The sequence below is a fragment of the Skermanella mucosa genome (assembly GCF_016765655.2).
Classification (GTDB): Bacteria; Pseudomonadota; Alphaproteobacteria; order Azospirillales; family Azospirillaceae; genus Skermanella; species Skermanella mucosa.
The window spans coordinates 4,537,053-4,559,402 of record NZ_CP086106.1; the positions used below are offsets into that span (position 1 = coordinate 4,537,053).

At 69.2% G+C, this 22,350-nt stretch carries 16 protein-coding genes; 10 read left to right on the plus strand and 6 right to left on the minus strand.

Annotated features, from left to right (window positions below; genetic code table 11):
* Positions 1-25: 25 nt before the first annotated feature.
* A complete protein-coding gene (locus tag JL100_RS21085; protein WP_202682646.1) occupies positions 26-1,579 on the minus strand; it encodes a bifunctional aminoglycoside phosphotransferase/ATP-binding protein in 1,554 nt (517 codons plus the stop codon).
* A 241-nt stretch (positions 1,580-1,820) separates the two neighbouring features.
* Here JL100_RS21085 and JL100_RS21090 point away from each other — a divergent pair, with 241 nt between their 5' ends.
* From JL100_RS21090 to pqqE, 7 genes are all read left to right on the plus strand, one after another.
* Positions 1,821-4,964, plus strand: coding sequence for a phosphoenolpyruvate carboxylase (locus tag JL100_RS21090; protein ID WP_202682647.1), 3,144 nt, complete (start codon positions 1,821-1,823; stop codon positions 4,962-4,964).
* 81 nt (positions 4,965-5,045) lie between these two features.
* Positions 5,046-5,981 (plus strand): phosphatase PAP2 family protein, encoded by a 936-nt coding sequence (locus JL100_RS21095; RefSeq protein ID WP_202682648.1) that lies wholly within the window; start codon positions 5,046-5,048, stop codon positions 5,979-5,981.
* A 108-nt stretch (positions 5,982-6,089) separates the two neighbouring features.
* The gene (pqqA, locus tag JL100_RS21100; RefSeq protein ID WP_084165078.1) at positions 6,090-6,167 is read left to right on the plus strand and encodes a pyrroloquinoline quinone precursor peptide PqqA; all 78 of its coding nucleotides are present in this window, start codon (positions 6,090-6,092) and stop codon (positions 6,165-6,167) included.
* Positions 6,168-6,207: 40 nt separating this feature from the next.
* Positions 6,208-7,122 carry a pyrroloquinoline quinone biosynthesis protein PqqB gene (gene pqqB / locus JL100_RS21105; RefSeq protein ID WP_202682649.1) on the plus strand — a complete coding sequence of 305 codons (915 nt, stop codon included), beginning with the start codon at positions 6,208-6,210 and terminating at the stop codon, positions 7,120-7,122.
* On the plus strand, positions 7,119-7,853 hold the full coding sequence (pqqC, locus tag JL100_RS21110; RefSeq protein WP_202682650.1) for a pyrroloquinoline-quinone synthase PqqC: 735 nt from the start codon (positions 7,119-7,121) through the stop codon (positions 7,851-7,853). Before pqqB ends, pqqC begins: the two co-directional genes overlap by 4 nt.
* Before the next feature lie 3 nt (positions 7,854-7,856).
* Positions 7,857-8,135 carry a pyrroloquinoline quinone biosynthesis peptide chaperone PqqD gene (pqqD, locus tag JL100_RS21115; protein ID WP_202682651.1) on the plus strand — a complete coding sequence of 93 codons (279 nt, stop codon included), beginning with the start codon at positions 7,857-7,859 and terminating at the stop codon, positions 8,133-8,135.
* Complete coding sequence (gene pqqE, locus JL100_RS21120; protein WP_202682652.1) at positions 8,132-9,265, plus strand: pyrroloquinoline quinone biosynthesis protein PqqE; 1,134 nt, start codon at positions 8,132-8,134, stop codon at positions 9,263-9,265. Before pqqD ends, pqqE begins: the two co-directional genes overlap by 4 nt.
* Before the next feature lies 1 nt (position 9,266).
* On the opposite strand, the gene JL100_RS21125 is transcribed toward pqqE, so the two are convergent.
* A complete protein-coding gene (locus JL100_RS21125; protein WP_202682653.1) occupies positions 9,267-10,637 on the minus strand; it encodes a hypothetical protein in 1,371 nt (456 codons plus the stop codon).
* A 198-nt stretch (positions 10,638-10,835) separates the two neighbouring features.
* Between JL100_RS21125 and JL100_RS21130 the strand changes: the two genes are divergently transcribed.
* The gene (locus JL100_RS21130; protein WP_202682654.1) at positions 10,836-13,706 is read left to right on the plus strand and encodes a DUF4214 domain-containing protein; all 2,871 of its coding nucleotides are present in this window, start codon (positions 10,836-10,838) and stop codon (positions 13,704-13,706) included.
* 67 nt (positions 13,707-13,773) lie between these two features.
* On the opposite strand, the gene JL100_RS21135 is transcribed toward JL100_RS21130, so the two are convergent.
* The 3 genes from JL100_RS21135 to JL100_RS21145 form a co-directional block, all read right to left on the minus strand.
* On the minus strand, positions 13,774-14,133 hold the full coding sequence (locus tag JL100_RS21135; RefSeq protein WP_202682655.1) for a nucleotidyltransferase domain-containing protein: 360 nt from the start codon (positions 14,131-14,133) through the stop codon (positions 13,774-13,776).
* A complete protein-coding gene (locus JL100_RS21140; RefSeq protein ID WP_202682656.1) occupies positions 14,123-14,527 on the minus strand; it encodes a HEPN domain-containing protein in 405 nt (134 codons plus the stop codon). Before JL100_RS21140 ends, JL100_RS21135 begins: the two co-directional genes overlap by 11 nt.
* Positions 14,528-14,589: 62 nt before the next feature.
* Entirely contained in the window at positions 14,590-17,580 is a 2,991-nt protein-coding gene (locus JL100_RS21145; RefSeq protein WP_202682657.1) for a bifunctional [glutamine synthetase] adenylyltransferase/[glutamine synthetase]-adenylyl-L-tyrosine phosphorylase, read from the minus strand.
* Between JL100_RS21145 and JL100_RS21150 the strand changes: the two genes are divergently transcribed.
* Positions 17,579-17,731 (plus strand): hypothetical protein, encoded by a 153-nt coding sequence (locus JL100_RS21150; RefSeq protein WP_202682658.1) that lies wholly within the window; start codon positions 17,579-17,581, stop codon positions 17,729-17,731. The genes JL100_RS21145 and JL100_RS21150 overlap by 2 nt on opposite strands.
* Positions 17,728-20,928 carry a YhdP family protein gene (locus JL100_RS21155; RefSeq protein ID WP_202682659.1) on the plus strand — a complete coding sequence of 1,067 codons (3,201 nt, stop codon included), beginning with the start codon at positions 17,728-17,730 and terminating at the stop codon, positions 20,926-20,928. The genes JL100_RS21150 and JL100_RS21155 overlap by 4 nt, the downstream gene beginning before the upstream one ends.
* 27 nt (positions 20,929-20,955) lie before the next feature.
* Here the strand turns inward: JL100_RS21155 and tyrS are convergent, their stop codons facing one another.
* Positions 20,956-22,209, minus strand: coding sequence for a tyrosine--tRNA ligase (gene tyrS, locus JL100_RS21160; protein WP_202682660.1), 1,254 nt, complete (start codon positions 22,207-22,209; stop codon positions 20,956-20,958).
* Positions 22,210-22,350: the final 141 nt, after the last annotated feature.

Sequence of the window (22,350 nt, forward strand, 5' to 3'; positions counted from 1 at the left end):
CGAACCGCCTTCAACTAAGGCGTAATTACAAAGTAATTTTCTCTATATTCGATATGATTGAAGCGGTATCGCCAACCGAAGGCACGCGCGACCAGCCGAGCGGTTCAATTTTATAAAGAAGCTGACGGCGCACCACATCCTCATCGGCGTCGGACGCGTCGCCGGTCCGCAACCGCACCCGGGCGATCAGGGTATCGGCGTCCGCCTCCAGCCAGACGCCCCGGAACGGCACGCCGGCGCTCCGCGCCATCTCCTCCAGGTCGGCCCGCTCCTCCGGCCGGGCATTGACGGCATCGACCACGACGGCGTGCCCGGCCCGGACGATGCGGCCCGCGCGCTCCAGCAGCTCGGCATAGACCCGGCGGGTCATCTCCCCGGAATAGGCATCGGGCGGCAGCCGCTCGACCTCCTCCACGCCGAGGAGCCGCTTCCGCAGCACGTCGCTGCGCAGGATCACCGCTCCCGGTGCCGGACCGATGCGGGGCGCCAGGGCGCGCGCGACCGTCGTCTTGCCCGTTCCGGAGAGGCCGCCGAGCGCCACCATCACGGGTCCGGGAGGCCGGATCGCGGCCACGGCATGGTCCAGGTAGGCCGCGGCTTCCGCCCGGGCCGCCGCCGGATCGGGCTGCGCCGCGGCGCCGCTCGCCAGCACCTTGGCCCGGACGGCGGCGCGGGCGGACAGGAACAGCGGCAGCAGCGCCAGCCCATCGCAGTCGCCCGTCAGCTCCAGCATCCGGTTCAGCAGCGTGTTGGCGAGCGGACGGAGCCCGCGATGCTCCAGGTCCATCAGCAGGAATGCCAAGTCGTACAGCACGTCGATGACGGCGATGTCGTCGTTGAACTCGACGCAATCGAACAGCGTGGGCCGCCCGTCGACCAGGCAGATGTTCCGCAGGTGCAGGTCGCCGTGGCAGAACCGGACGAACCCGCCGTCGCGGCGGCGGTCCAGCAGCCCCCCGAACCGGTCGAGCGCGGCGGCCGAGGACTCGCCGAGGGTTCGGACCCGATCGGGCGGAAAGACGTCCGGCCGTTCCGCCAATTCCGCGACGTTGTCCTCGACCACCCAGCGCATGGCGTCGGCCCCGCCGCGGTCGGTCACCACCTCGGCCCCGCCATGGAAGGACGCGATGGTCTCGGCGAGGTCGCGCATCAGGCCGGCGTCGAGGGCGCCGCGATCGGCCATGCGGTCGAACAGGGTGTCCTGGTCCAGCCGCGACATCACCACGACCCAGTCGACCGGGACGCCGCCGGCATCCGAACGGGGCGTCCCGATCCCGCCCAGCGCCAGGGAACCGTCGGGCCGGCGCAGCACGGGGGCGGCCCCGAGATAGACCGCCGGCGCCGTGCGCCGGTTCAGCCGAACCTCCGCCTCGCAGGCGATGCGTCGGCGCTCGACCGTGCCGTAGTCCATGTAGGGGAAGCGCACCGCGCGCTTCAGCTTGTAGACGCGGTCGCCGGCCAGGAAGACGATGCTTCCGTGGGTATCGACGCGCTCGACCGCGGCGCCCCCGTGGGTGTCCGGGGCGGACAGGAAGGCAACGACGCCGGCCTGGTCCGAAGGATCGGGATGATCGGTCATGCTGCAGTCTAGCAGCCGCCTCGCCCACCATGGAAGGCGCAGGCGGAGGGAAGGCGCCCATCCTTGCCGCACCGCGGCGGACATTTCCATAAAACGCGACCCTAAATCGTTGACAGCCGAATCGGTCCGACGCATCGTTCCCGCACCGCGGCGCAGCACCTCCGGCGCGCCGTCCCGCCTGGACCAAAGCTTCCCCGGAAGCCCCGACCCCGGAAGCCTCGACAAGGGAGAGACCGACGCCATGCCACGGCGCCCCCTCGCACCCGTTGCCGGCGCCGCCCCGGGCCGCAACCGCCCCACGAAAGCCCGCAAGATGCCCCAGGACGCCCCGGTCTCCGCCCCCGCCCCCATGCCGACCGCCCCCGGCCCGGCATCTGAACCCGCACGGCCCCCGATGGCGGACCTGCGCTGGCCGCTGCTGACCGGTGACGCCTGCTTCCCCGCGGGAAGCGCGCCGCCCGCCGATCTCGCCGCCCTGACGGCGGAACTGGGCGAAGCCTTGAGGCGGTTCTCCGCCGCGACCGACGACGATCCGTTCAGCAACCCGGTGCAGCGGGTGGCGCTGGAGCTGTGGCGCAGGATCGAGGACGGCTCGGTCTCCTACGCGACGCTGGAGCAGCTGATCCAGTACCTGTCCGCCGACGGCTTCATCGGCCGCGCCGCCCGCCTGTCGCGCTATGTCGGGGAGATGGACCCGGAGGCCAACGCCGCGTCCCTGGCCGCCCGGATCCGCGCGCTGGCCGTGCCGCCCGGCGCCGAGGCCCCCGTGCCGTTCGAGGCGTTCCGCGTCCAGGTGGAGCGCGAGCTGTTCGGCATCGTCATGACCGCGCACCCGACCTTCAACCTGTCGGGCGAGCTGATGGAGCTGCTGACCACCCTGGCGTCGGGCCGGGCCGGCGACGGCACGCCGCTGTCGGACTCGACCCGGGCCGAACTGGTCGAGCATATGGCCGGGCTGGTCCACCGCCCCGACGACGACCTGAGCCTGACCCGCGAGCACACCCTGTCGCTGATCGCGATCGGCAACGTCCAGGCGGCGCTGCGCCGGCTCTACGGGATCGTCTACGCCGTCGCGGAGGAGGTCTATCCCGAGCTCTGGACCGAACTGACGCCCAAGATGATCACGGTGGCGAGCTGGGTCGGCTACGACCTGGACGGGCGGTCGGACATCAAGTGGACCGACACGCTGCGCAAGCGCCTGATCGTCCAGGCCGGCCAGCTCCGCCATTACCGGGAGGAGGTGCGCGCGGTGCGCGGCCTCGCGTCGGCCGGGGAGGAGATCCGCCACACCCTGGACCTGCTCGAATCGCGGCTGGCGCTGGCGATCAACGAGGTGACCGACGAGATCGGCGTGTTCGGCCAGGACCCCGGGGAAGCCGGCGCCCTGCCCCACATCCAGCGGATCGCCCAGCGCATGCATGACGGCATCTCGCTGCGGCTGATCGACAATTCCCAGGCGATCGGCCTGATCGACCGGATCATCCGGCTGGCGACCTCGGGCGGCACCGACCGCGATCCGGCGATCCGCCGGCTGTGCACCCTGCGCGCGGAGCTGGCGAACTACGGCCTGGGCATGGCGCACACCCATGTCCGGATCAACGCGACCCAGTTGCACAACGCGATCCGCAAGACCGTCGGCATGGAGACGGCGCCCGACGACCCGCGCTACCGCCAGTCCTACCTGGCGTCGCTGAACGACCTGCTGGACAAGGTCAGGCCGCAGACGATCAATTTCGGCTCGATCATGTCGGAGCGGACCTCCGCCAAGCGGCTGTTCATGATCGTGGCGCAGATGCTGAAATATGCCGACGCCACCACTCCCGTGCGGTTCCTGATCGCCGAGTGCGAGTCCGCCTTCACGCCGCTGACGGCGCTCTACTACGCCCGCCTGTTCGGGGTCGCCGACAAGATCGACATCAGCCCGCTGTTCGAGACGGAGAAGGCGCTGGAACTGGGCAGCCGGGTGATCGACCAGCTGCTGGAGAACCCGCATTACCGGGCCTATGTCCAGGCGCGCGGGCGGCTCTGCATCCAGACCGGCTTCTCCGACGCGGGGCGCTACCTGGGGCAGACACCGGCCTCCGCCTCGATCGAGCGGCTCCGGCTGCGCATCGCGCGGCTGTTCCCCAAGCACGGCCTGACCGGCGTGCAGCTGGTGATCTTCGACACCCATGGCGAGTCGATCGGCCGCGGCGCCCATCCCGCGGGCTTCGAGGAACGGCTGAGCTATACCGCCACGCCCTATTCGCTTGAATTCCTGGCCGACAGCAAGGTGGACTTCAAGCAGGAGGTCAGCTTTCAGGGCGGCGACGGCTTCCTCTATTTCGTGACGCCGGCCGGCGCCCTCGCGGTGGTCACCCGGATCCTGGAGCATATGTTCGGCGACCGGGGCGACGCCCGGGGGGACCCGTTCTACGAGGACCCGGACTACATCACCGAGTTCTTCACCACGGTGAAGGAGTTCCAGGTCTCGCTGGTGAAGAGCCCGGACTACGCGACGCTGCTCGGGGCCTTCGGCACCAACCTGCTGTTCCCGTCGGGCAGCCGGGCGATCAAGCGCCAGCACGACAGCGCCGACGACAGCGAGCAGGCCTCGGTCAGCCAGATCCGGGCGATCCCGCACAACGCGATCCTCCAGCAGCTGGGCTTGCCGGCCAACACGATCAGCGGCGTCGGCGAGGCGATCGGCAAGGACCCGGAACGGTTCCGCCAGCTCTATGCCCGGTCCAGCCGGTTCCGCCAGCTGATCGGCATGGTCGAGTACGGCGCCGCGATCTCGTCGCCCGACGCGCTGCGGGCCTATGTGGACACGCTCGATCCCGGGCTGTGGCTGCTGCGCGCGGCCAAGACGCCGGACAAGGCGCGGGCGGAAGAGATGCGGCGTCTGGCGCGGTACCTGGAGGATACCCAGCTTCACGCCCGCCAGACCAAGGTGGGCCGCAGGCTGTTCGCCGACTATTGCCTGCTGCGCGACGGGCTGGCCCTGGTCGAGGGCGGCGGCTGCGGGGCGCTGGTGACCCCGGCCGCGCGCGAGCAGCTGGCCATCCTGCATGCGGTCCGGATCGCGCTGATCCACGAGATCTTCCTGCTGGCGACCCACATCCCGCAGTTCAGCAGCCAGCACAACACGACCCACGCCCGGCTGCTGATGCGGGTGCTCCACCTGGATATCCCGACCGCCGTCAGCCAGCTGGAACGCATCTTCCCCGCGACCACCGACGCCGCCGTGACCGGAGATTTCGGCGAGCGGGCGACCTATGCCAGCGACGAGAGCCAGAACTATCAGCGGGAGAACGAGGACATCTTCAAGCCGATGAACGGCCTGTACGAACTGATGCGCCGGGTCAGCGTCGGCGTCGTCCACCGCATCGGCTTCTTCGGCTGAGGCGATCCGGCCGGCAACTTCGCAGGTCCGCCGGCGTTGATGCGGCATCTGGTCAGCGTCGGGAGGTCCGTCATTTCCACCTTGAATCTACTGCTCGCCGTGGCGCTCCTGGCCGCCGGGCTGGCGATCCTCTACGGGCTGGCGCGCGGACTGCTGTGGCTGGTCAATCGGGGGGCGGAGCGCCTCCAGGGTCCCGTGAAGATGTCGCGGCACTGGGTGCGCGACCGGCCGGTGGTGGCGCTGTTCGAAAGCCGCTTCCCGCGGGCGTTCCGATTCCTCAAGGCGCGGCTGAGCACCCGCCCGTTCACCGGGCTGCCCCTGACGCTGATGGTGATCTTCACGGTCTATCTGGTGGCCCTGTTCGGCGGGATGGTGCAGGAACTGCACGAGGCCGAGGACTTGGTGGCGCTGGACAACGCCGTGGACCGCTGGTTCGACGCCCACCGGGTCGAGCCCTTCATCGGGGCCATGGTCTGGCTGACCCTGTGGGGCCAGGGACCGACCATCACCATCGTCGGGCTGGTCGCCTCCCTGCTGTGGTGGAGCAGCAGCCGAGGCCATCTGGTCGTCCCGTTCTGGATCTGCCTGATCGGGGCCCAGGCGACGACCTGGACCGCCAAATACGTGATCGCGCGCGAGCGGCCCGGGGCCTGGGACCTGCTGGACGAGCACAGCCCGGCCTTTCCCAGCGGCCACGCCACCGCCGCCATCTCCGTGTACGGGTTCATCGCCTACAGCGTCTGGCGGACCATCCAGACCCAGCCCCGCGCCCGCTTCGAGGTGCTGTTCTGGGGAGCGGTGGCGATCATGCTGATCGGCTTCAGCCGGATCTACCTGAGCGTCCACTTCGTCAGCGACGTCGCCAGCGGCTATCTGGTCGGCGGCTTCTGGCTGGCGGTCGCCGTGACGGTGACGGAGTGGCGCACAGCCCGGCGCGACGGCAGGCGGAACCCGAATGGTCATGGCACCGATCGGGGATCCGATAGGGGGCCTCCCCTTGACCTGATCGGCACTTAGACCAAAGTACAGCGTTACAGTCTCGTCCGGAACGCTATTATGGCGTTCCTTACCGCGAAAAGGTGAGGCGAGTGCTGCTCGTAACATCAACCTGGAGAGGATCACGCTATGAAGTGGAAGACCCCCCGCATCGTCGAGATCGCCGTCGGCATGGAAATCAACTGCTACGCCTGCGCTGAGATCTAAGCTATCCGCCCCCGCCTGCGGTTGAAGACTGGATACGGCCGTGAAAATAGTTGTGCTGGGCTCGGCCGCCGGCGGTGGCTACCCTCAATGGAACTGCAACTGCGACACCTGCCGGCGCGCCCGCACCGGTGATCCGGCGGCCAAGCCCCGGACGCAGTCGTCGCTCGCGATCAGCGCCGACGGCGAGCGCTGGTTCCTGCTGAACGCGTCGCCCGACCTGCGCCAGCAGATCCTGAACACTCCCCTGCTCCACCCGCGCCACGGAAGGCGGCACAGCCCGATCGCCGGGGTCGTCCTGACCAACGGCGACGTGGACCATATCGCGGGACTGATTAACCTGCGCGAAAGCCAGCCGCTGTCGCTCTACGCGACCTCGCGCATCCATGCGGTGCTGGCCGCCAACAGCATCTTCCAGGTTCTCAACCCGGACCTCGTCGAGCGCCGCACCCTGGCGCTGAACGATCCGGTCGAGCTGGTCGGCCCCGACGGCCCCAGCGGCATCCGCGTCGAGATGTTCGCCGTGCCGGGCAAGGTGGCCCTTTATCTGGAAGACGCCGCCCCCGTGCTGGACGGCGAGACCGAGGACACCGTGGGATTGCGGATCAGCGGCGGCGGCAAGAGCTTCTTCTACATTCCCGGCTGCGCGAAGCTGACCCCGGCATTGGCCGACCGCCTGCGCGGGGCCGACCTGCTGCTGTTCGACGGCACCCTGTGGCGGGACGACGAGATGGTCCTGAACGGCGTCGGTACCAAGACCGGCCGGCGCATGGGCCACATGAGCGTGTCCGGCGCCGACGGGTCGCTGGCCGCCTTCGCCGACCTGGGCATCCGGCGCAAGATCTTCATCCACATCAACAACACCAACCCCATCCTGCTGGATGACAGCCCGGAACGCGCCGCCGTCGAAGAGGCCGGCTGGGAAGTGGGGGAAGACGGACGGGAAGTTTCGCCATGACCGAACTGCTGAGCCAGGACCAGCTCGAAGAACGCCTCCGCGCCATCGGCGCCGCGCGCTACCACAGCCTCCATCCGTTCCACCAGCTGCTGCACACCGGCAAGCTGGATTTCGGCCAGGTGCAGGCCTGGGCGCTGAACCGCTACTATTACCAGTGCAACATCCCGATCAAGGACTCGGTCGTGCTGTCGCGCCTGACCAGCGTCGAGGACCGGCGGGCCTGGCGCCAGCGCATCATCGACCATGACGGCAGCCAGCCCGGGGAAGGCGGCATCGCCCGTTGGCTGAAGCTGACCGAGGGTCTGAAGCTCGACACCGCCTACGTGGAAAGCTGCGCTGGAATCCTGCCCGCGACCAAGTTCGCGGTGGAGGCCTATGTCCATTTCGTGCGCGACCGGACCGTGCTGGAAGCGGTCGCTTCGTCGCTGACCGAGCTGTTCTCGCCCGGCATCATCCAGAACCGGGTCTCCGGCATGCTGGCGAACTACGACTTCGTCAGCAAGGAGACGCTGGCCTATTTCAACAACCGCCTGACCGAGGCGCCGCGCGACGCCGACTTCGCGCTGGCCTACGTCAAGCGGGAGGCCCGCCGCCCCGACCAGCAGCAGGCGGTGCTGGCGGCGCTGGAGTTCAAGTGCGACGTGCTGTGGGCTCAGCTCGACGCGCTGTACCACGCCTATGTCTCCCCCGGCCACATCCCCCCTGGCGCCTTCGTGCCCGAGCGGCGCTGAGCCATGGCGACGATCACCGAGGAAAACGTGCCGCGCCTGCCGCGGCACGTGAAGTTCCGGTTCGACCAGGCCCGGGAGGCCTGGGTCGTCCTGGCCCCGGAAAAAGTCTTCATGCCCGACGAAATCGCGGTCGAGGTCCTGAAACGCTGCGACGGGGACACCACCTTGAAGGACATCATCGACGATCTGGCAAAGACCTTCGAGGCGGAACGCGACGTGGTCGCCGCCGACGTGGTCGCCATGCTCCAGGACCTGTCCGACAAGGGGATCATCACGATATGAACGCCCTCTCGCCGTCTCCCGCGAAGGACAGCACAGGCAAGGCTTCTCCTGCGCCGCCGCTGGCGCTGCTGGCCGAGCTGACCCACCGCTGCCCGCTGCAGTGCCCCTACTGCTCCAACCCGGTCGAGCTGGAACGCTCCGGCGCGGAGTTGGACACGGCGACCTGGAAGCGGGTGCTGACCGAGGCGGCCGAGCTGGGCATCCTTCAGGTCCACTTCTCCGGCGGCGAGCCGACCGTTCGGAAGGACCTGGCGGAACTGATCCGGCACGCGGCCAAGCTCGGCTGCTACACCAACCTGATCACCTCCGGCGTGCTGCTCGATGCGGCCCGGCTGAAGGAACTGTACGACGCCGGGCTGGACCATGTGCAGCTCAGCTTCCAGGACACCGATATCGAAAGCGCCGAGCGGATCGGCAATTTCGCGGGCGCCCAGGCCCGGAAGCTGGAAGTAGCGCGCCTGATCCGCGAAGCGGACCTGCCGCTGACCGTCAACGCCGTCGTCCATCGGCACAATCTCGGCCGTCTGGAGGAGATGATCCAGCTCGCGCTCGACCTGGGAGCGGAGCGGCTGGAGGTCGCCCATGTCCAGTATTATGGCTGGGCGCTGAAGAACCGGGCGGCGCTGCTGCCGACCCGCGAGCAGCTCGACCGGGCGACCGAGGTGGTAACCGAGGCGCGGGACCGGCTCAAGGGCCGGCTGATGATCGACTATGTCATCCCGGACTATTACGCCAAGCGCCCGAAATCCTGCATGGGCGGCTGGGGCCGCCAGTTCCTCAACGTCTCGCCGGCCGGCAAGGTGCTGCCCTGCCACGCCGCCGAGAGCATCACCGGGCTGGAATTCGACCGCGTCCAGGACCGGCCCCTGGGAGAGATCTGGCGGAACTCCGCCGCTTTCCAGGCCTATCGGGGCACCGACTGGATGCCCGAGACCTGCCGGACCTGCGACCGCCGCGAGATCGACTGGGGCGGCTGCCGCTGCCAGGCCTTCGCGCTGACCGGCAAGGCCGACGCGGTCGATCCCGCCTGCGGACTGTCGCCGTTCCACGACGAGATCTTCGCCCTCGCGGAACGGGAAGCGGGCGCGGCTCCCCCGCCCTTCGTCTATCGCCGGATCGGCGGGGCGTAAGTCACGACTCCGTCGGCACCGGGCAACGCCGCCCGGTCCAGGGCGGCGGCGCCGGGTCGGTCATGACGCCTTGGGCGCCGACACCGGCCAGCACGATCTGGTCCTCGGCGACGAGGTCGTAGAACTGGGTATAGCCCCCCTCGAACACGATGGTGAAGCGGGTGCCCAGTTCCTTGTAGGCCGATATCGCGCGCTTCTCGGTGCCGCCGAAGGTGCTCCACGAGGTCTGGACGCCGTCCTCCCATTGCAGGTAGCCGATGTCGCACCGGGCGCCCCACCGCCCGCGCAGCGGCGCCGGGACGGACGGCGAGCCCGCCACCGCGCGGGCGGCCTCGAAGCGGGACCGCGCGTCGGCCAGCCGCAAAAGCGCGGTCTCGCGGTCGATCGGGTTCGGCGTCCACTCCACGTGGGGCGGCGGCTCGGCGTCGGGACAGCGGACCAGCGTCGGCCCGCCCTCGTGCGGCCCGGTGCGGCTGCTGAAATAGGAGACCTGCCGGATCCTGTCCGGGGCCGCCGGGCGGTAGCGCGACTCGGTGACCCCGTCGAAAGCCGTGATGTCCCCTCCCTCCGCGCCGTAGAAGACCGGCCCGCCCGACGCGAGCGCCAGCCGCGCATCGACCAGGACGCTGCGATCGGGCAGGAAGATCAGGTAATCGCTCGCGCAGGCCTGCGCGTCCTTCGCCCATTTGCCCAGGATCGCCGATGTGTCCGCCGCCTGCTCCGGGGGAACGGGCTCGGCGGGGGGAACCTGCGCCGGAGCGGGGGGAACTGCGGCCGGCGGCGCGGGCGCCATGTCGGCGAGACGCGGGGGCTGTTCCGGCGGACGGGGCGGCGGCCGTTCGGGCAGGTTCAGCAGGGCGGCGCCGAAGATGCCCGAGATGACCAGCCCCGCGCCGATCGCCCGCCCGGCAAGCCGCCGGCTGGGCGGCCAAAGGCGAGGCGCCGCTGCCGCCGCCGGCCTGCCGCGGGAGAGCTTCCGCCTGGCGACCGCCCCCGGATCGTCGATTTCCGGCTCGGAACCCAGGCGGAAGGAGCGCGGGCCGTCCTCGTCCTCGCGGTCCAGCGGATGCCCGTCCGGCAGCGGGGTCAGGTCGAGGATGTCGGCGTCATCGGTGGCGTCGTCCGTGGCGTCGCCCGTGGCATCGTTTACCGTTTCTTCCGCCGGCGCCTTCAGGTGTTCCCAGATCACCCGCTCGGGACTGTCGCCCAGCGCCGGGTCGAACAGCGCCAGCCGTATGCCGTCATACGGATAGAGCGTCATCAGGGAATAGGCCATGCGCGCGGCGGCGATGTCGTCGGCCATCAGGCACAGCACCGACCATCTGCCTTTTTCCAGCGTCTCGACCGCGAATCTGAACCCGGCGACATCCATGCCGATTTTCCACCTGTGCTTGCGGCAATCCGCATGGCGATTGTCGCACATTACCCCTATCGAACGCGCCGGCAAAATTGGCGCAGCCGTCGGGATGGCGCGCATGCGGCTCAAATCCACTCTTTATAAAGAGGTAAATTTTCCGCGAATCCGACTATTTATCGTCCTTGTTCCGGCAGTCGATCAAGGGCGAGTTCCATGGGCATCCGTACCGTCTTCAAGCCCGGCAACGTCTGGGACCAGGGATTCTCGGCCGAGATCCTGGTGACCAACGATGGGCCGGAGACCGTGACCGACTGGCGCCTGTCGTTCGCGGCGCCGTGGGTCATCCAGTCCTGGTGGAACGTCACCGTGCTGCCGTCGCCTACGGGGGTGACCACCTTCGGCAATGTCGGCATGAACGGGACGCTGGCGCCCGGCCAGAGCGCCAATATCGGCTTCACGGCGCAAGGCACCCCGGCGGAGCCGGTCTTCCTGCCGTCCGCCTCCGGGCAAGCGGACGCGATGCCGTACCTGACGGTGACCGACGGCTTCGCGGTCGAGGGCGACTCCGGTACCACGCCGTTGACATTCGACTTCAGCCTGTCCCAGGCTTCGGCGACGCCGATAACGGTGCGCTGGGAGACGGCCGCGGGCGGTGCCACCGCCGGGACGGATTACGGGAACGCCGGCGGCACCGTGACCTTTGCCCCGGGCGAGACGAGGGCGACGGTCCGGCTCGACATCGTCGGCGACACCGGCGCCGAACTGAACGAGACGGTACGGCTGGCGATCAAGTCGGTCGAGGGAGCCGTTCCGGTCCGCTGGCAGGCGACCGGAACGATCCATGACGACGACGGCCCATCGCCCGCGACTCCTGGCTTGGTGGCCGACGGCTTCCTGTCCACCCGCGGCAACGAGATCGTCGATGCCGCCGGCACGCCGGTCCGCCTGGCCGCCGTCAACTGGTTCGGCCTGGAGTCCCTGCGCGCCTCGCCGGACGGGCTGAACGCCCGGAACTGGCAGGACATGATGAAGCAGATGGCTGATGCCGGCTTCAACGCGATCCGCCTTCCCTTCTCGTCCGAACTGCTGGACGGCAGGGTTCCGGCGAACATCAACGGCACCCTCAACCCGGACCTGATCGGGCTCGACGGCCTCGGCATCATCGACAAGATCGTCGAGCATGCCGGGCGGATCGGGCTGCGGATCATCCTCGACCATCACCGCAGCGCCGCCGGCGACGGACCGAACCAGAACGGCCTGTGGTACGAGGGCACCCATACCGAACGGGAGTGGATCGACGACTGGGTGATGCTGGCCCAGCGCTACAAGGGCAACAGCACTGTCGTCGCCGCCGACCTGCACAACGAGCCCCACGGCCAGGCGACCTGGGGCGACGAAAACCCCGCCACCGACTGGGAAGCCGCGGCCGAACGCGCCGGAGCGGCGATCCAGGCGGTCAACCCCGACTGGCTGATCCTGGTCGAGGGGATCGAGACCTACAAGGGAAGCTGGTACTGGTGGGGCGGCAACCTCCAGGGCGTCGCCGACGACCCGGTCGAACTGCCCGTCGCCGGCAAGCTCGTCTATTCGCCCCACGACTATCCCAACTCCGTCTATCCCCAGCCGTGGTTCCAGGGCGACGGCTACGCCGCGGATCTCCAGGACCTGTTCGACACCCAATGGGGTTTCATCGCGCGGCAGAACATCGCCCCCGTCCTGCTGGGGGAGTTCGGCACCAAATTGAACGACCCCAAGGACCTGGTCTGGCTGTCGAAGCTCACGGCCACGCTGAACGGCGACCTGGACGGCGACGGCGCGACCGACGCCGGACAGCCCACGGCCGGACTGTCCTGGGCCTGGTGGTCGTGGAACCCGAACTCCGTCGATACCGGCGGCATCCTGGCCGACGACTGGCGCACCGTCCTCCCGGATAAGCTGGCGGCCATCGCGGCCTTGCGCGGCAGCGTCTTCGCCACCGACGACGGCGGCTCCTTCGGCGACGGCCCCGTCGGGCTGACGCTTGCCGGAGGTGCCGGGCCGGACCTGCTGCGCGGCGCCGCCGGAAAGGACCTGATCCTGGGCGAGGCTGGCGACGACCGGATCTACGGCAGTGACGGCGACGACCGGATCTACGGCGGCACCGGCGGCGACTGGCTGGAAGGCGGCGCCGGAAGCGACCTGATCGACGGCGGTCCCGGCATCGACACCACCCTGTGGGCGGCACCCCGCCGGCAATACGCCTTGACCTTCGACACGGGCGGAGACCGCAAGGTTTCAGGCCCCGACGGCATGGACACCGTGCGCGGGGTGGAGCATCTGGTCTTTGCCGACGGACGCTACGTGACCGATACCGGGGATACCGCCGCACAGGTCTTCCGCCTCTACGGGGCCGCCCTGGGCCGCGCGCCGGAACCCGACGGCCTGCTCTGGTGGAAGGCGGCCCTGGACGCCGGAGGCCTGACGCTCACCCAGGCGGCCGACGGTTTCGTCGGGTCCGACGAGTTCAAGTTCCGGTACGGCCCGCTGGACGACCGGGGTTTCGTCGAACAGCTCTACCGCAACGTCCTCCATCGCGAGGGCGAGGAGACGGGCGTGTCCAACTGGACCGGCGCGCTGGGTGCCGGCCTCACGCGGGCCGAGGCGCTGGTCGGCTTCTCGGAGTCGGCGGAGAACATCCAGCGGACCGCTCCCGCCGTCGAGCAGGGACTTTGGCTGCGCGACGATCACGCCGCGGCGGTTGCCCGCCTCTACGACAGCGCGTTCGACCGCCTGCCCGACCCCGGAGGGCTGGTCGGCTGGACGGCGGCGGTCAAGGCCGGCATGACGCTGCATGAAGCCGCAGGAGGTTTCATCGGCTCCGACGAGTTCCAGCAACGCTACGGCGCCGTGGACAATGCGGGGTTCGTCAACCTTCTGTACCGCAACGTGCTGGACCGCCAAGGCGATCCGGACGGCCTGCGGAACTGGACCGGCGCCCTGGACGCCGGGATGACCCGGACCGAGGCGCTGGTCGGTTTCTCCGAATCTGTCGAGCACAAGATGCAGCGGGCGCCGTACATAGACGACGGGATCTGGTTCGCCTGACTGGAATCAATGGTTTAGAACATTGCGCCGGCCACACCGTCGGCGTCGGCCTCCGGCCGAGGCCGACCTACTGGCCGGGTACTGCCGGAAAGACGACCACGCCTTCGCGCATCGCCCGGGTATGGAACGAGTGGCGCTCGGCGAGGTAGCGGGCCAGGCGATCGTGCGGCACGTTGACGACATCGATCCGCTCGGCGTCCGGCAGCGTCAGCACGTCCAACGTCACGCCTTCATTGTCCGTCACCACCAGAAGGTCGATGTCCGACAGGCCGTCGAAGTCGCCGCGAGCCCACGAGCCGAATAGCCTGACCTCCCGCACGCCGGCGGGAGGATGCGCGGACATGGCGGCCCGAAGGCCGGCGATCAGGTCGTCCCGCCTGCGGGCGCGCACCGAGTTGGTCCGCGCGGCATACCGCTCATGATCCAAGGACGTGCATCCTCAGGAACTCGCGGATCCGCTCGGCCGAAGCGATGGCTCCCTCCGCCTGCGCCCGGGTGAACAGTTCGGCGGGCGCGATCGCTTCGTCTCCCATCGGATACCGCGCGAGCACATTGTATTGCGTGAGCATCCGGGCGTCGTCCATCAGGTCGGCAGCGACGGCCATTCCACCCATCTTCTGAACACGATCCAGCAAGGCTACGAGATTGTGGCCCCAAACCGAATCGGCGCCGAGAGACAGGAGAGCGGCCTTGAGGGACTTTTCCGCGGATTGGGAGGCCGCATAGCAGACCCAGTCGAAGCCGCCCGCCGCCAGGGAGTCGTGGGCATGCTTCAGATCATGATCCGCCTGCCTTATCCAGGCTGCCACCCGTTGGGACATACCAACCTCCGATTCCGCATCAAAGGCACCGCTTGCAGGGTCGATTGTCAAGCGGCGTCGCATTACCCCTCGTCGGCCAGCCGCGCCGCCGGTTCGTCCACCAGCTCGATGAAATGGCGGTGCGCCCGGGCGGCGATGCCGCGGGCCTTGGATTCCAGCGCGTCGAAACCGAAGCCGGCGTCATCGGCGCTTTCCGGGAAGGCGGCACGGATCAAGGCATGCCGCAGTCCGGCGGGAGCCTTCTCGGCGACGAACCGTCCCTCCGTGGTCAGGCGAAGGAAGCCCTGGATGCGGCGCCACAGGGACAGCGCCGCGCACAAATCATCCGCGATCCTGCCGTCCAGCAGGCCGGCGCGGGCCGCGGCGCGCAGGGACGCCGCGGCGTCGCCGCTGAGGATTTCCGGGTGCTCCGAGGCGTGGCGGAGCATCAGGTACTGGGCGACGAACTCCACGTCGATGGTGCCGCCGCGGACATACTTGACGTCCCAGATGTCCGTCGTGCCGAACTCCTTGTCGATCCGGGCGCGCATCTCGGACACGTCGCGCAGCAGCTTGCCGGAGTCGCGGGGGCGGGTCAGCACCGCGCGAACGGCGGCCTCCAGCCGCTCGACCAGTTCCGGCGGTCCGTGGATCACCCGGGCTCGGGTCAGCGCCATGTGCTCCCAGGTCCAGGCGTCGTTCGCCTGATAGCGGGAGAAGCTCTCCAGGCTGATCGCCAGGGGTCCGGCGTTGCCGCTGGGGCGAAGCCGCATGTCAACCTCGTAGAGGCGCCCCTCGCCGGTCGGCGCCGTCACGGCGTTGATCATGCGCTGGGTCAGCCGGATGAAATACTCGTTCGGCGCCAGCGGCTTCTCGCCGTCGGACGCGCCCAGGTCCGGCGGCACGTCGTAGACCATGATCAGGTCCAGGTCGGAGCGCAGGGTCATCTGGCGGCTGCCCAGCTTGCCCAGCGCCAGGATCGCCACCCCGTGCCCGTCGAACCGGCCGTGGCGGCGGGCGAACTCCTCCGTCACCCGCGGCTCCAGGGCCGCCAGCCCCAGGTCCGCGACGTCGGACAGGAAGGGACCGCAGTGCTCGCCATCGGTGATGTTGCGCAGGATATGGATGCCGGCCCAGACGATCTGGTCGTTGGTCCAGCGCCGGGTGATGTTCAGCACGTCCTCGAAATCCCGCGCCTGACGCAGCAGCAGGCCGAGCTGCTCGGCCAGCGCCTCGCGGGACGGCAGCGCGTCGAAGAAACCCGGCGTCAGGACAGCGTCGAGCCGGTTGGGGTTGCGGCTGAGCACTCCCGCGAGGCGTGGGGCGCTGCCCATGATCTCCGCCACCAGGTTCAGCAGGTTGGGGTTGCTGTAGAACATCGAGAAGAGCTGGACGCCGGCTGGCAGCCTTGCCAGGAACTCGTCGAAGCGGTTGAAGGCGTCGTCGGGATTGGCCGTGTCGCCCAGCGCCCGCAGCAGGGTCGGCGCCAGTTCGGTCAGCAGTTCCCGCGACCGGGTGCTTCGGGTCGCCCGGTAGCGACCGTGATGCCAGGCGCGCACCGCGGCGGCGATAGAGGACGGGTTGCCGAAGCCCATGGCGCGGAGCGTCGCCAGGGTATCCGGGTCGTCCTCCGTCCCGGTGAACACGAGGTTGCCCGCGCCGGCCAGGGGCGGCGCCTCCTCGAACAGGGCGGCGTAATGGTCCTCGACCAGGTCCAGCGTGCCCAGTAGGTCGGCGCGGAACGGCTCCGGCGCGTCGTAGCCCATGAAGGCGGCCAGCGCCGCGACACCGGCATCGTCGGTCGGAAGCGTATGGGTCTGACGGTCGTCCTTCATCTGGACGCGGTGCTCGACCTTGCGCAGGAAGGCATAGGCCCGGATCAGGTCGTCGGCGACCGAACGATCGATCCGTCCGGCCGCGACCAGGGCCAGCAGGCTCTCCACCGTGCCCGATGTCCGGAGGGTCGGGTCGCGGCCGCCGAAGATCAGCTGCTGGGTCTGGGCGAAGAACTCGATCTCCCGGATGCCGCCCCGGCCCAGCTTGACATTGTGGCCGTTGACCGCCGTCGTCCGGTAGCCCCGGTGGGCATTGATCTGGCGCTTGATCGAGTGGATGTCCTGGATCGCCGCGAAATCCAGGCTGCGCCGCCAGATGAAGGGAACCAGGAAGCGCAGGAAATGCGCCCCCGCCTCCAGGTCGCCGGCGACCGCGCGGGCCTTGATCATGGCCGCACGCTCCCAGTTCTGGCCCAGGCTGCCGTAATAGGACTCGGCGGCCGAGATGGAGACCGCCAGCGGCGTCGCGCCCGGATCGGGGCGCAAACGGAGATCCGTGCGGAAGACGTAGCCGTCCCGCGTACGTTCCTCCATAATGCGGACAAGATCGCGGGCGAGACGTACGAAGGTCCGGGCCATGTTGTCCGGCTGGGTGGTCTGGACGACATGGTCGTCGTAGAGGACGATCAGATCGATATCACTGGAATAATTGAGCTCCCGCGCCCCGAACTTGCCCATGGCCAGAATGATCAGACCGCTCCCGACCGAGGGCCGCTCCGGCTCGGGAAGGATCAGCGCCCCGCCCGCCGCCGCTTTCGACAGCAGATGGTCGCAGGCCAGCCGCAACGCGTCCTCGGCGAAGGTACTGAGCGCCCCGGTGACGCGGGCCAGGTCCCAGCCCCCGGCCATGTCGGCCAGCGCGGTGACCAGGGATACCCGGCGCTTGGCGACCCGCAGCCTCGCCATCAGGCGCGCCATGTCGCGTTCCCCGGCCAGATCGGCGCGGACTGCCTCCAGCTCGGCGTCGAAACTGGCGTCCCATCCCTCCGTCAGCATGCGCCGGGCGAAGGGCAGGTCCATCACCATGGCCTGGGTCAGGAAGGGCGAGTTCCCGAACACCGATTCCAGCAGCCGGCGGCCGGCCGGGTCCTCGGCATATGCGCGGGCGAACGCGGCGGCCTCGGCGTCGGGGCAGCGGGCGGCCTGCTCCGCCCAGCGCTCCAGCCCGAGGGCGGTCGCGTTGGGGTCGGCCGGCTTCGGCAGGGATGCTGGGTCGAAAAGGGCGTCGGCGGCTGTCATGGCGGCTGAACTGTTCGCTGCGGAGGTCCGGCTGGGGCCGGCGGTGGGGTCGAGACTGCGCGCCGGAGCCGTGCGGGTCAACCATGGCGCCGGCCATGGTGCCTCTATTTTCGCCAAGGGGACCGTCATCGGGATGGACGTGTCGAGGTGATCCGGAAGGCGGGACGATTTACCGGCCTCGTGCTGATCGAAGCCGTCAGCGCCGTCCTGATCGGCTTGACGGTCCTGGTGGCGCTGTTCCTGTGGCGGCTGTCCAGCGGCCCGATCCAGGTCGATTTCCTGACGCCGGTGATCGAGCAGACGCTGAACGACTCACGGATGGGCGTCCGGGTCGACATCGCCGAGACCGTGCTGAACTGGGGCGGCACGGGAGCCGAGGACGGGGAGAGCCCCTTCGACTTCCAGGCGTTCGACGTCCGCGCCCGCGACGCCCGGATCTACGGTCCGACCGGCGCGCTGATCGCGGCGGTGCCGGCGCTGGGCATCAGCTTCGATATGCGCGAACTGGTCCAGGGCCATGTCCAGCCGACCGTGCTGCGGGTTTTCCAGCCGGACATCCAGCTCCAGCGCGGGGAGGACGGCTCGATCGACGTCGACGTGCGCACCGGCGACCTGCCGGTCGAGCATGGCGAGGTCGACGTGGTGGAGGAGGTGCTGGAAGCGCTGCAACTGCCGCCCGGCAGCCGGCCCGGCCCGCTGTCGCGCCTGTCCGAGGTGCGGATTTCCGGCGCGCGCCTGACCTTGGACGACCGGCTGCTCGGCCAGGTCTGGCAGGCGCCCCGGGGCGACGTCACCCTGCGGCGCGACCAGGCGGGCCTGAGCGGGACCGCCCGGCTCGACCTGGAGATGGGCAACCGCGTCGCCCGGCTCGATACCCGGCTCCGGTTCCGAAGCGCCGACGGGGTCACCGAGGTCACGGGACGCTTCGCCGACGTGTCGCCGGCCGACCTTGCGGACCGGGCGCCCGCGCTCGGGCCGCTGTCCGCCGTCGCCATGGTGCTGGACGGCGAGGTGGAGCTTCGCCTGGACCGCGCCTTCATCCCGATGGAGGCGAATATCGACGTCTCCGGGCGCGACGGCGCCGTCACCCTGCCCGATTTCTACGCCGAGCCGCTGAAACTGGCGCAGGCGCGGCTGCGCGCCTCGTTCGACAGCCTGAAGCGCCGAGTCGTGGTGGACGAGCTCACCGCCGACCTGGGCGCGGAACCGGGAGGCCCGACGGTCTCGCTGAACGCCGTCGCGGTCGACCTCGGCAGCCGCAGGCTGGACGTGACCGGAACCGTCGAGGCCGCCGGCGTGCCGATCGACGAGCTGAACCGGCTGTGGCCGCAGGGCGTCGCCGGCAACCCGCGGAACTGGATCACCGCGAACCTGTCGGCCGGGCGCGCCGAGCAGGCCCGCGCGGCGGCCCATGCGGTGATCGACCTGGACGCGCCAGACGAGTCCACGCTGGAGTCCCTGGACAGCGAAATCCGGGTCAAGGGCGTGCAGGTCCGCTATTTCAAGGAGTTGCCGCCGGTCACCGGGGTGGACGGCGTGGTCCGGATCTCCCCGACCACGCTGACGGTGGACGCCGAAGGCGGGCAGCTCCGCGACATGGCCGTGGGAGCGTCGAAGGTCGTGATCACCGGGCTGGACCGCAAGGACCAGGCGATCGACATCGCGACACCGGTTTCCGGCCCGCTGCGGACCGCGCTGGAGGTGCTGAACCACAAGCCGCTGGGCTTCCCCGACAAGCTGGGACTGAAACCCTCCTCGGTCGGCGGATCGGCCAGCGCGCGGCTGACCTTCAAGTTCCCGCTGGTCAACCGCCTGACGGTGGACGACGTCGTGTTCGGCGCGAAGGGCAAGCTGTCGGACGTGTCGGTCAGCGGCCTGCTGCCGCGCCTGCCGGTGACCAAGGCCGACGGTGAACTGACGCTCGACCCGCAGAAGCTGGTCATCACCGGCAAGGCACGGGTCAACGGCATTCCGGCCGACATCAGCTGGATGGAAAGCTTCTCGTCCAAGGCCGACATCCTGACCCGGATCACCGCGCGCGGCGAGGTGGGGGACGCCGACCGCGAGCGGCTGGGCTTTCCCACCCGGCCCTATGTGACCGGTCCGGTCGGCCTGGACGCCGTCTATACCGTCGCCAAGCCGGGCCAGGGCAGGCTCGAGGCCAACCTGGATCTGCGGGACGCCGGCATGGCGGTGGAACTCCTGGACTGGACCAAGCGGCCGGGCGCTCCCGGCACCGCCCGCGCGACGCTGGAACTGGCCAGGGGCGACGCCGTCCGCCTCTCCGACATCGCCCTGGACACGTCGGGGCTCAAGGCGACCGGCGCCGTGGACCTGGCGCCGGACGGCGCGGTCCGGGGCGTGACCGTGGCCGGCCTGTCGCTTGGGGCGACGCGCCTTGCGGGCGACGCGGCGCCGATGGCGGGGGGCGGCTGGAAGGTGAACCTTTCCGGGCAGAGCCTGGACCTGCGCCCGCTCCGCGGCGGGGACAAGGTCAAGCCCGCGGACGGAGAGGACAAGGTCCCGCTCGAAGTGACGGCGGCACTGGGCCAGGTCGTCCTGGGCGAAGGGCGGAGCCTGGGCGAGGTCTCGGCCAATCTCCAGCGCGACCGGAAAGGATGGAACGCGGCCCAGGTCAATGCCCGGGTCGGCCAATCCGGTTCCCATCTGGTTCTCCAGTACGCGCCCGACGCGGCTGGCCGCCGGCTGGTGCTGGAGACCGGCGACGCCGGCGCGATGCTGTACGCCCTGGACCTGTTCGACAATATCCGCGGCGGCAGCCTGACCATCGTCGGACATACCGACCCGTCCAAACCGGGCAGCCCGCTGGCCGGACGGATCGAGATGAACGATTATTCCATGGTCAACGCGCCGGTGCTGGCCAGGCTGCTCAACGCGGTGTCACCCAGCGGCTTCGCCGAGCTCGTGGAGGGCCGGGGCCTGAACTTCGCCAAGCTGAACGGCGAGTTCAGCTGGGAACAGCGGCAGGAGAAGGTGCGCTTCAACGAGGTGCGCACCTCCGGATCGGCGCTGGGCCTGACCATGGAGGGAACCGTCGACGTCGGAGCCGAGCAGGCGGACCTTCAGGGCACCATCGTGCCGATCTATGGTCTCAACCGCCTGCTCGGCTCCATTCCCGTGCTGGGCGACATCCTGACCGGCGGCGAGGGCCAGGGAATCTTCGCCGCCACCTACCAGATCCAGGGGCCGCTGAACGACCCGTCGGTCCGCGTCAATCCGCTGGCCGTGCTGGCACCGGGGTTCCTGCGCAACCTGTTCTTCCTGGACCACGATGCCGGCTCGGACAAGAAGAGCCCGTGGGTCTACGAGTATCCCGAGAGCGACTGAGCCGAAGGGGACGAGCCGGCCGCCGGCTCACACCGCCTTGACCAGGGCGTGGCGCTTCTTGCCGGCCGACAGCTTCAGCACGCCCTCGGCGTTGAGATCGCCCGTGCCGGTCACCTGCGTCTCCTCGACCACCACGGCGTCGTTCAGGCGGGCGCCTCCGCCCTTGATCAGGCGCTTTGCCTCGCCCTTCGATGCCGCGAGGTCGGCGCGGACCAGCAGGTCGATCACCGGGATGCCGGCGTCGAGTTCGGCGCGGGCGATCCCGACCGTCGGCAGGCCCTCGGCCAACCCGCCCTGCTCGAAGGTGCGCCGGGCGGTCTCGGCCGCTTCCTGCGCCGCGGCCTCGCCATGGCACATCCGGGTCGTCTCGAACGCCAGGCGCTTCTTGGCCTCGTTGATCCCGGCCCCTTCCAGCCGCTCCAGCTCGGCGACCTCTTCCAGCGGCAGTTCGGTGAAGAGTCGCAGGAACCGTCCGACGTCGGCGTCCTCGGTGTTGCGCCAGAACTGCCAGTAGTCGTACGGCGACAGCCGGTCGGCGTTGAGCCAGACGGCTCCGCCCAGGCTCTTGCCCATCTTGGTGCCCGACGCGGTCGTCATCAGCGGGGTGGTCAGGCCGAACAGGCCGGCCTGATCGACCCGGCGGCCCAGCTCGACGCCGTTGACGATGTTGCCCCACTGGTCGGAGCCGCCCATCTGGAGCCGGCAGCCGACGCGGCGGTGCAGCTCCAGGAAATCGTAGGCCTGGAGGATCATGTAGTTGAATTCCAGGAAGGTCATGGGCTGCTCACGCTCCAGCCGCAGCTTGACGCTGTCGAAGGTCAGCATGCGGTTGACCGTGAAATGCACGCCCATGTCGCGCAGGAACGTGATGTAGCCGAGCTTCTCCAGCCAGTCCGCGTTGTTGACCATGACGGCGTCGGTGGGACCGTCGCCGAAGGTCAGGAACTGCCCGAACACCCGCTTGATGCCGTCCATGTTGGCCGAGATCTGCTCGTCGGTCAGCATCTTGCGGCTCTCGTCGCGGCCGGTCGGATCGCCGATCTTGGTGGTTCCGCCGCCCATCAGGACGATCGGCTTGTGTCCGCAGCGCTGCAGCCAGCGCAGCATCATGATCGACACCAGATGACCGACATGCAGGCTGTCCGCCGTGCAGTCGAAGCCGATATAGGCGGTCACGATCCCCTCGGAGGCCAGCGCATCCAGGCCTTCCAGATCGGTGCATTGATGGATGAATCCGCGCGTGGTCAGGATGCGCAGGAATTCCGAACGGAGATCGCTCATCGCTAGGGTCCTGGTCTTGAAGGATGGTACCGAGGGCGGCGTCTGTTAGCACAAACCCCGGGACCGGGCCAGCGGGGCTTGCGCGCCCGAGCCTTCCCATGGGAAACAGGACCTGATCTGACCAGCCCTGTTCTTCAGCAC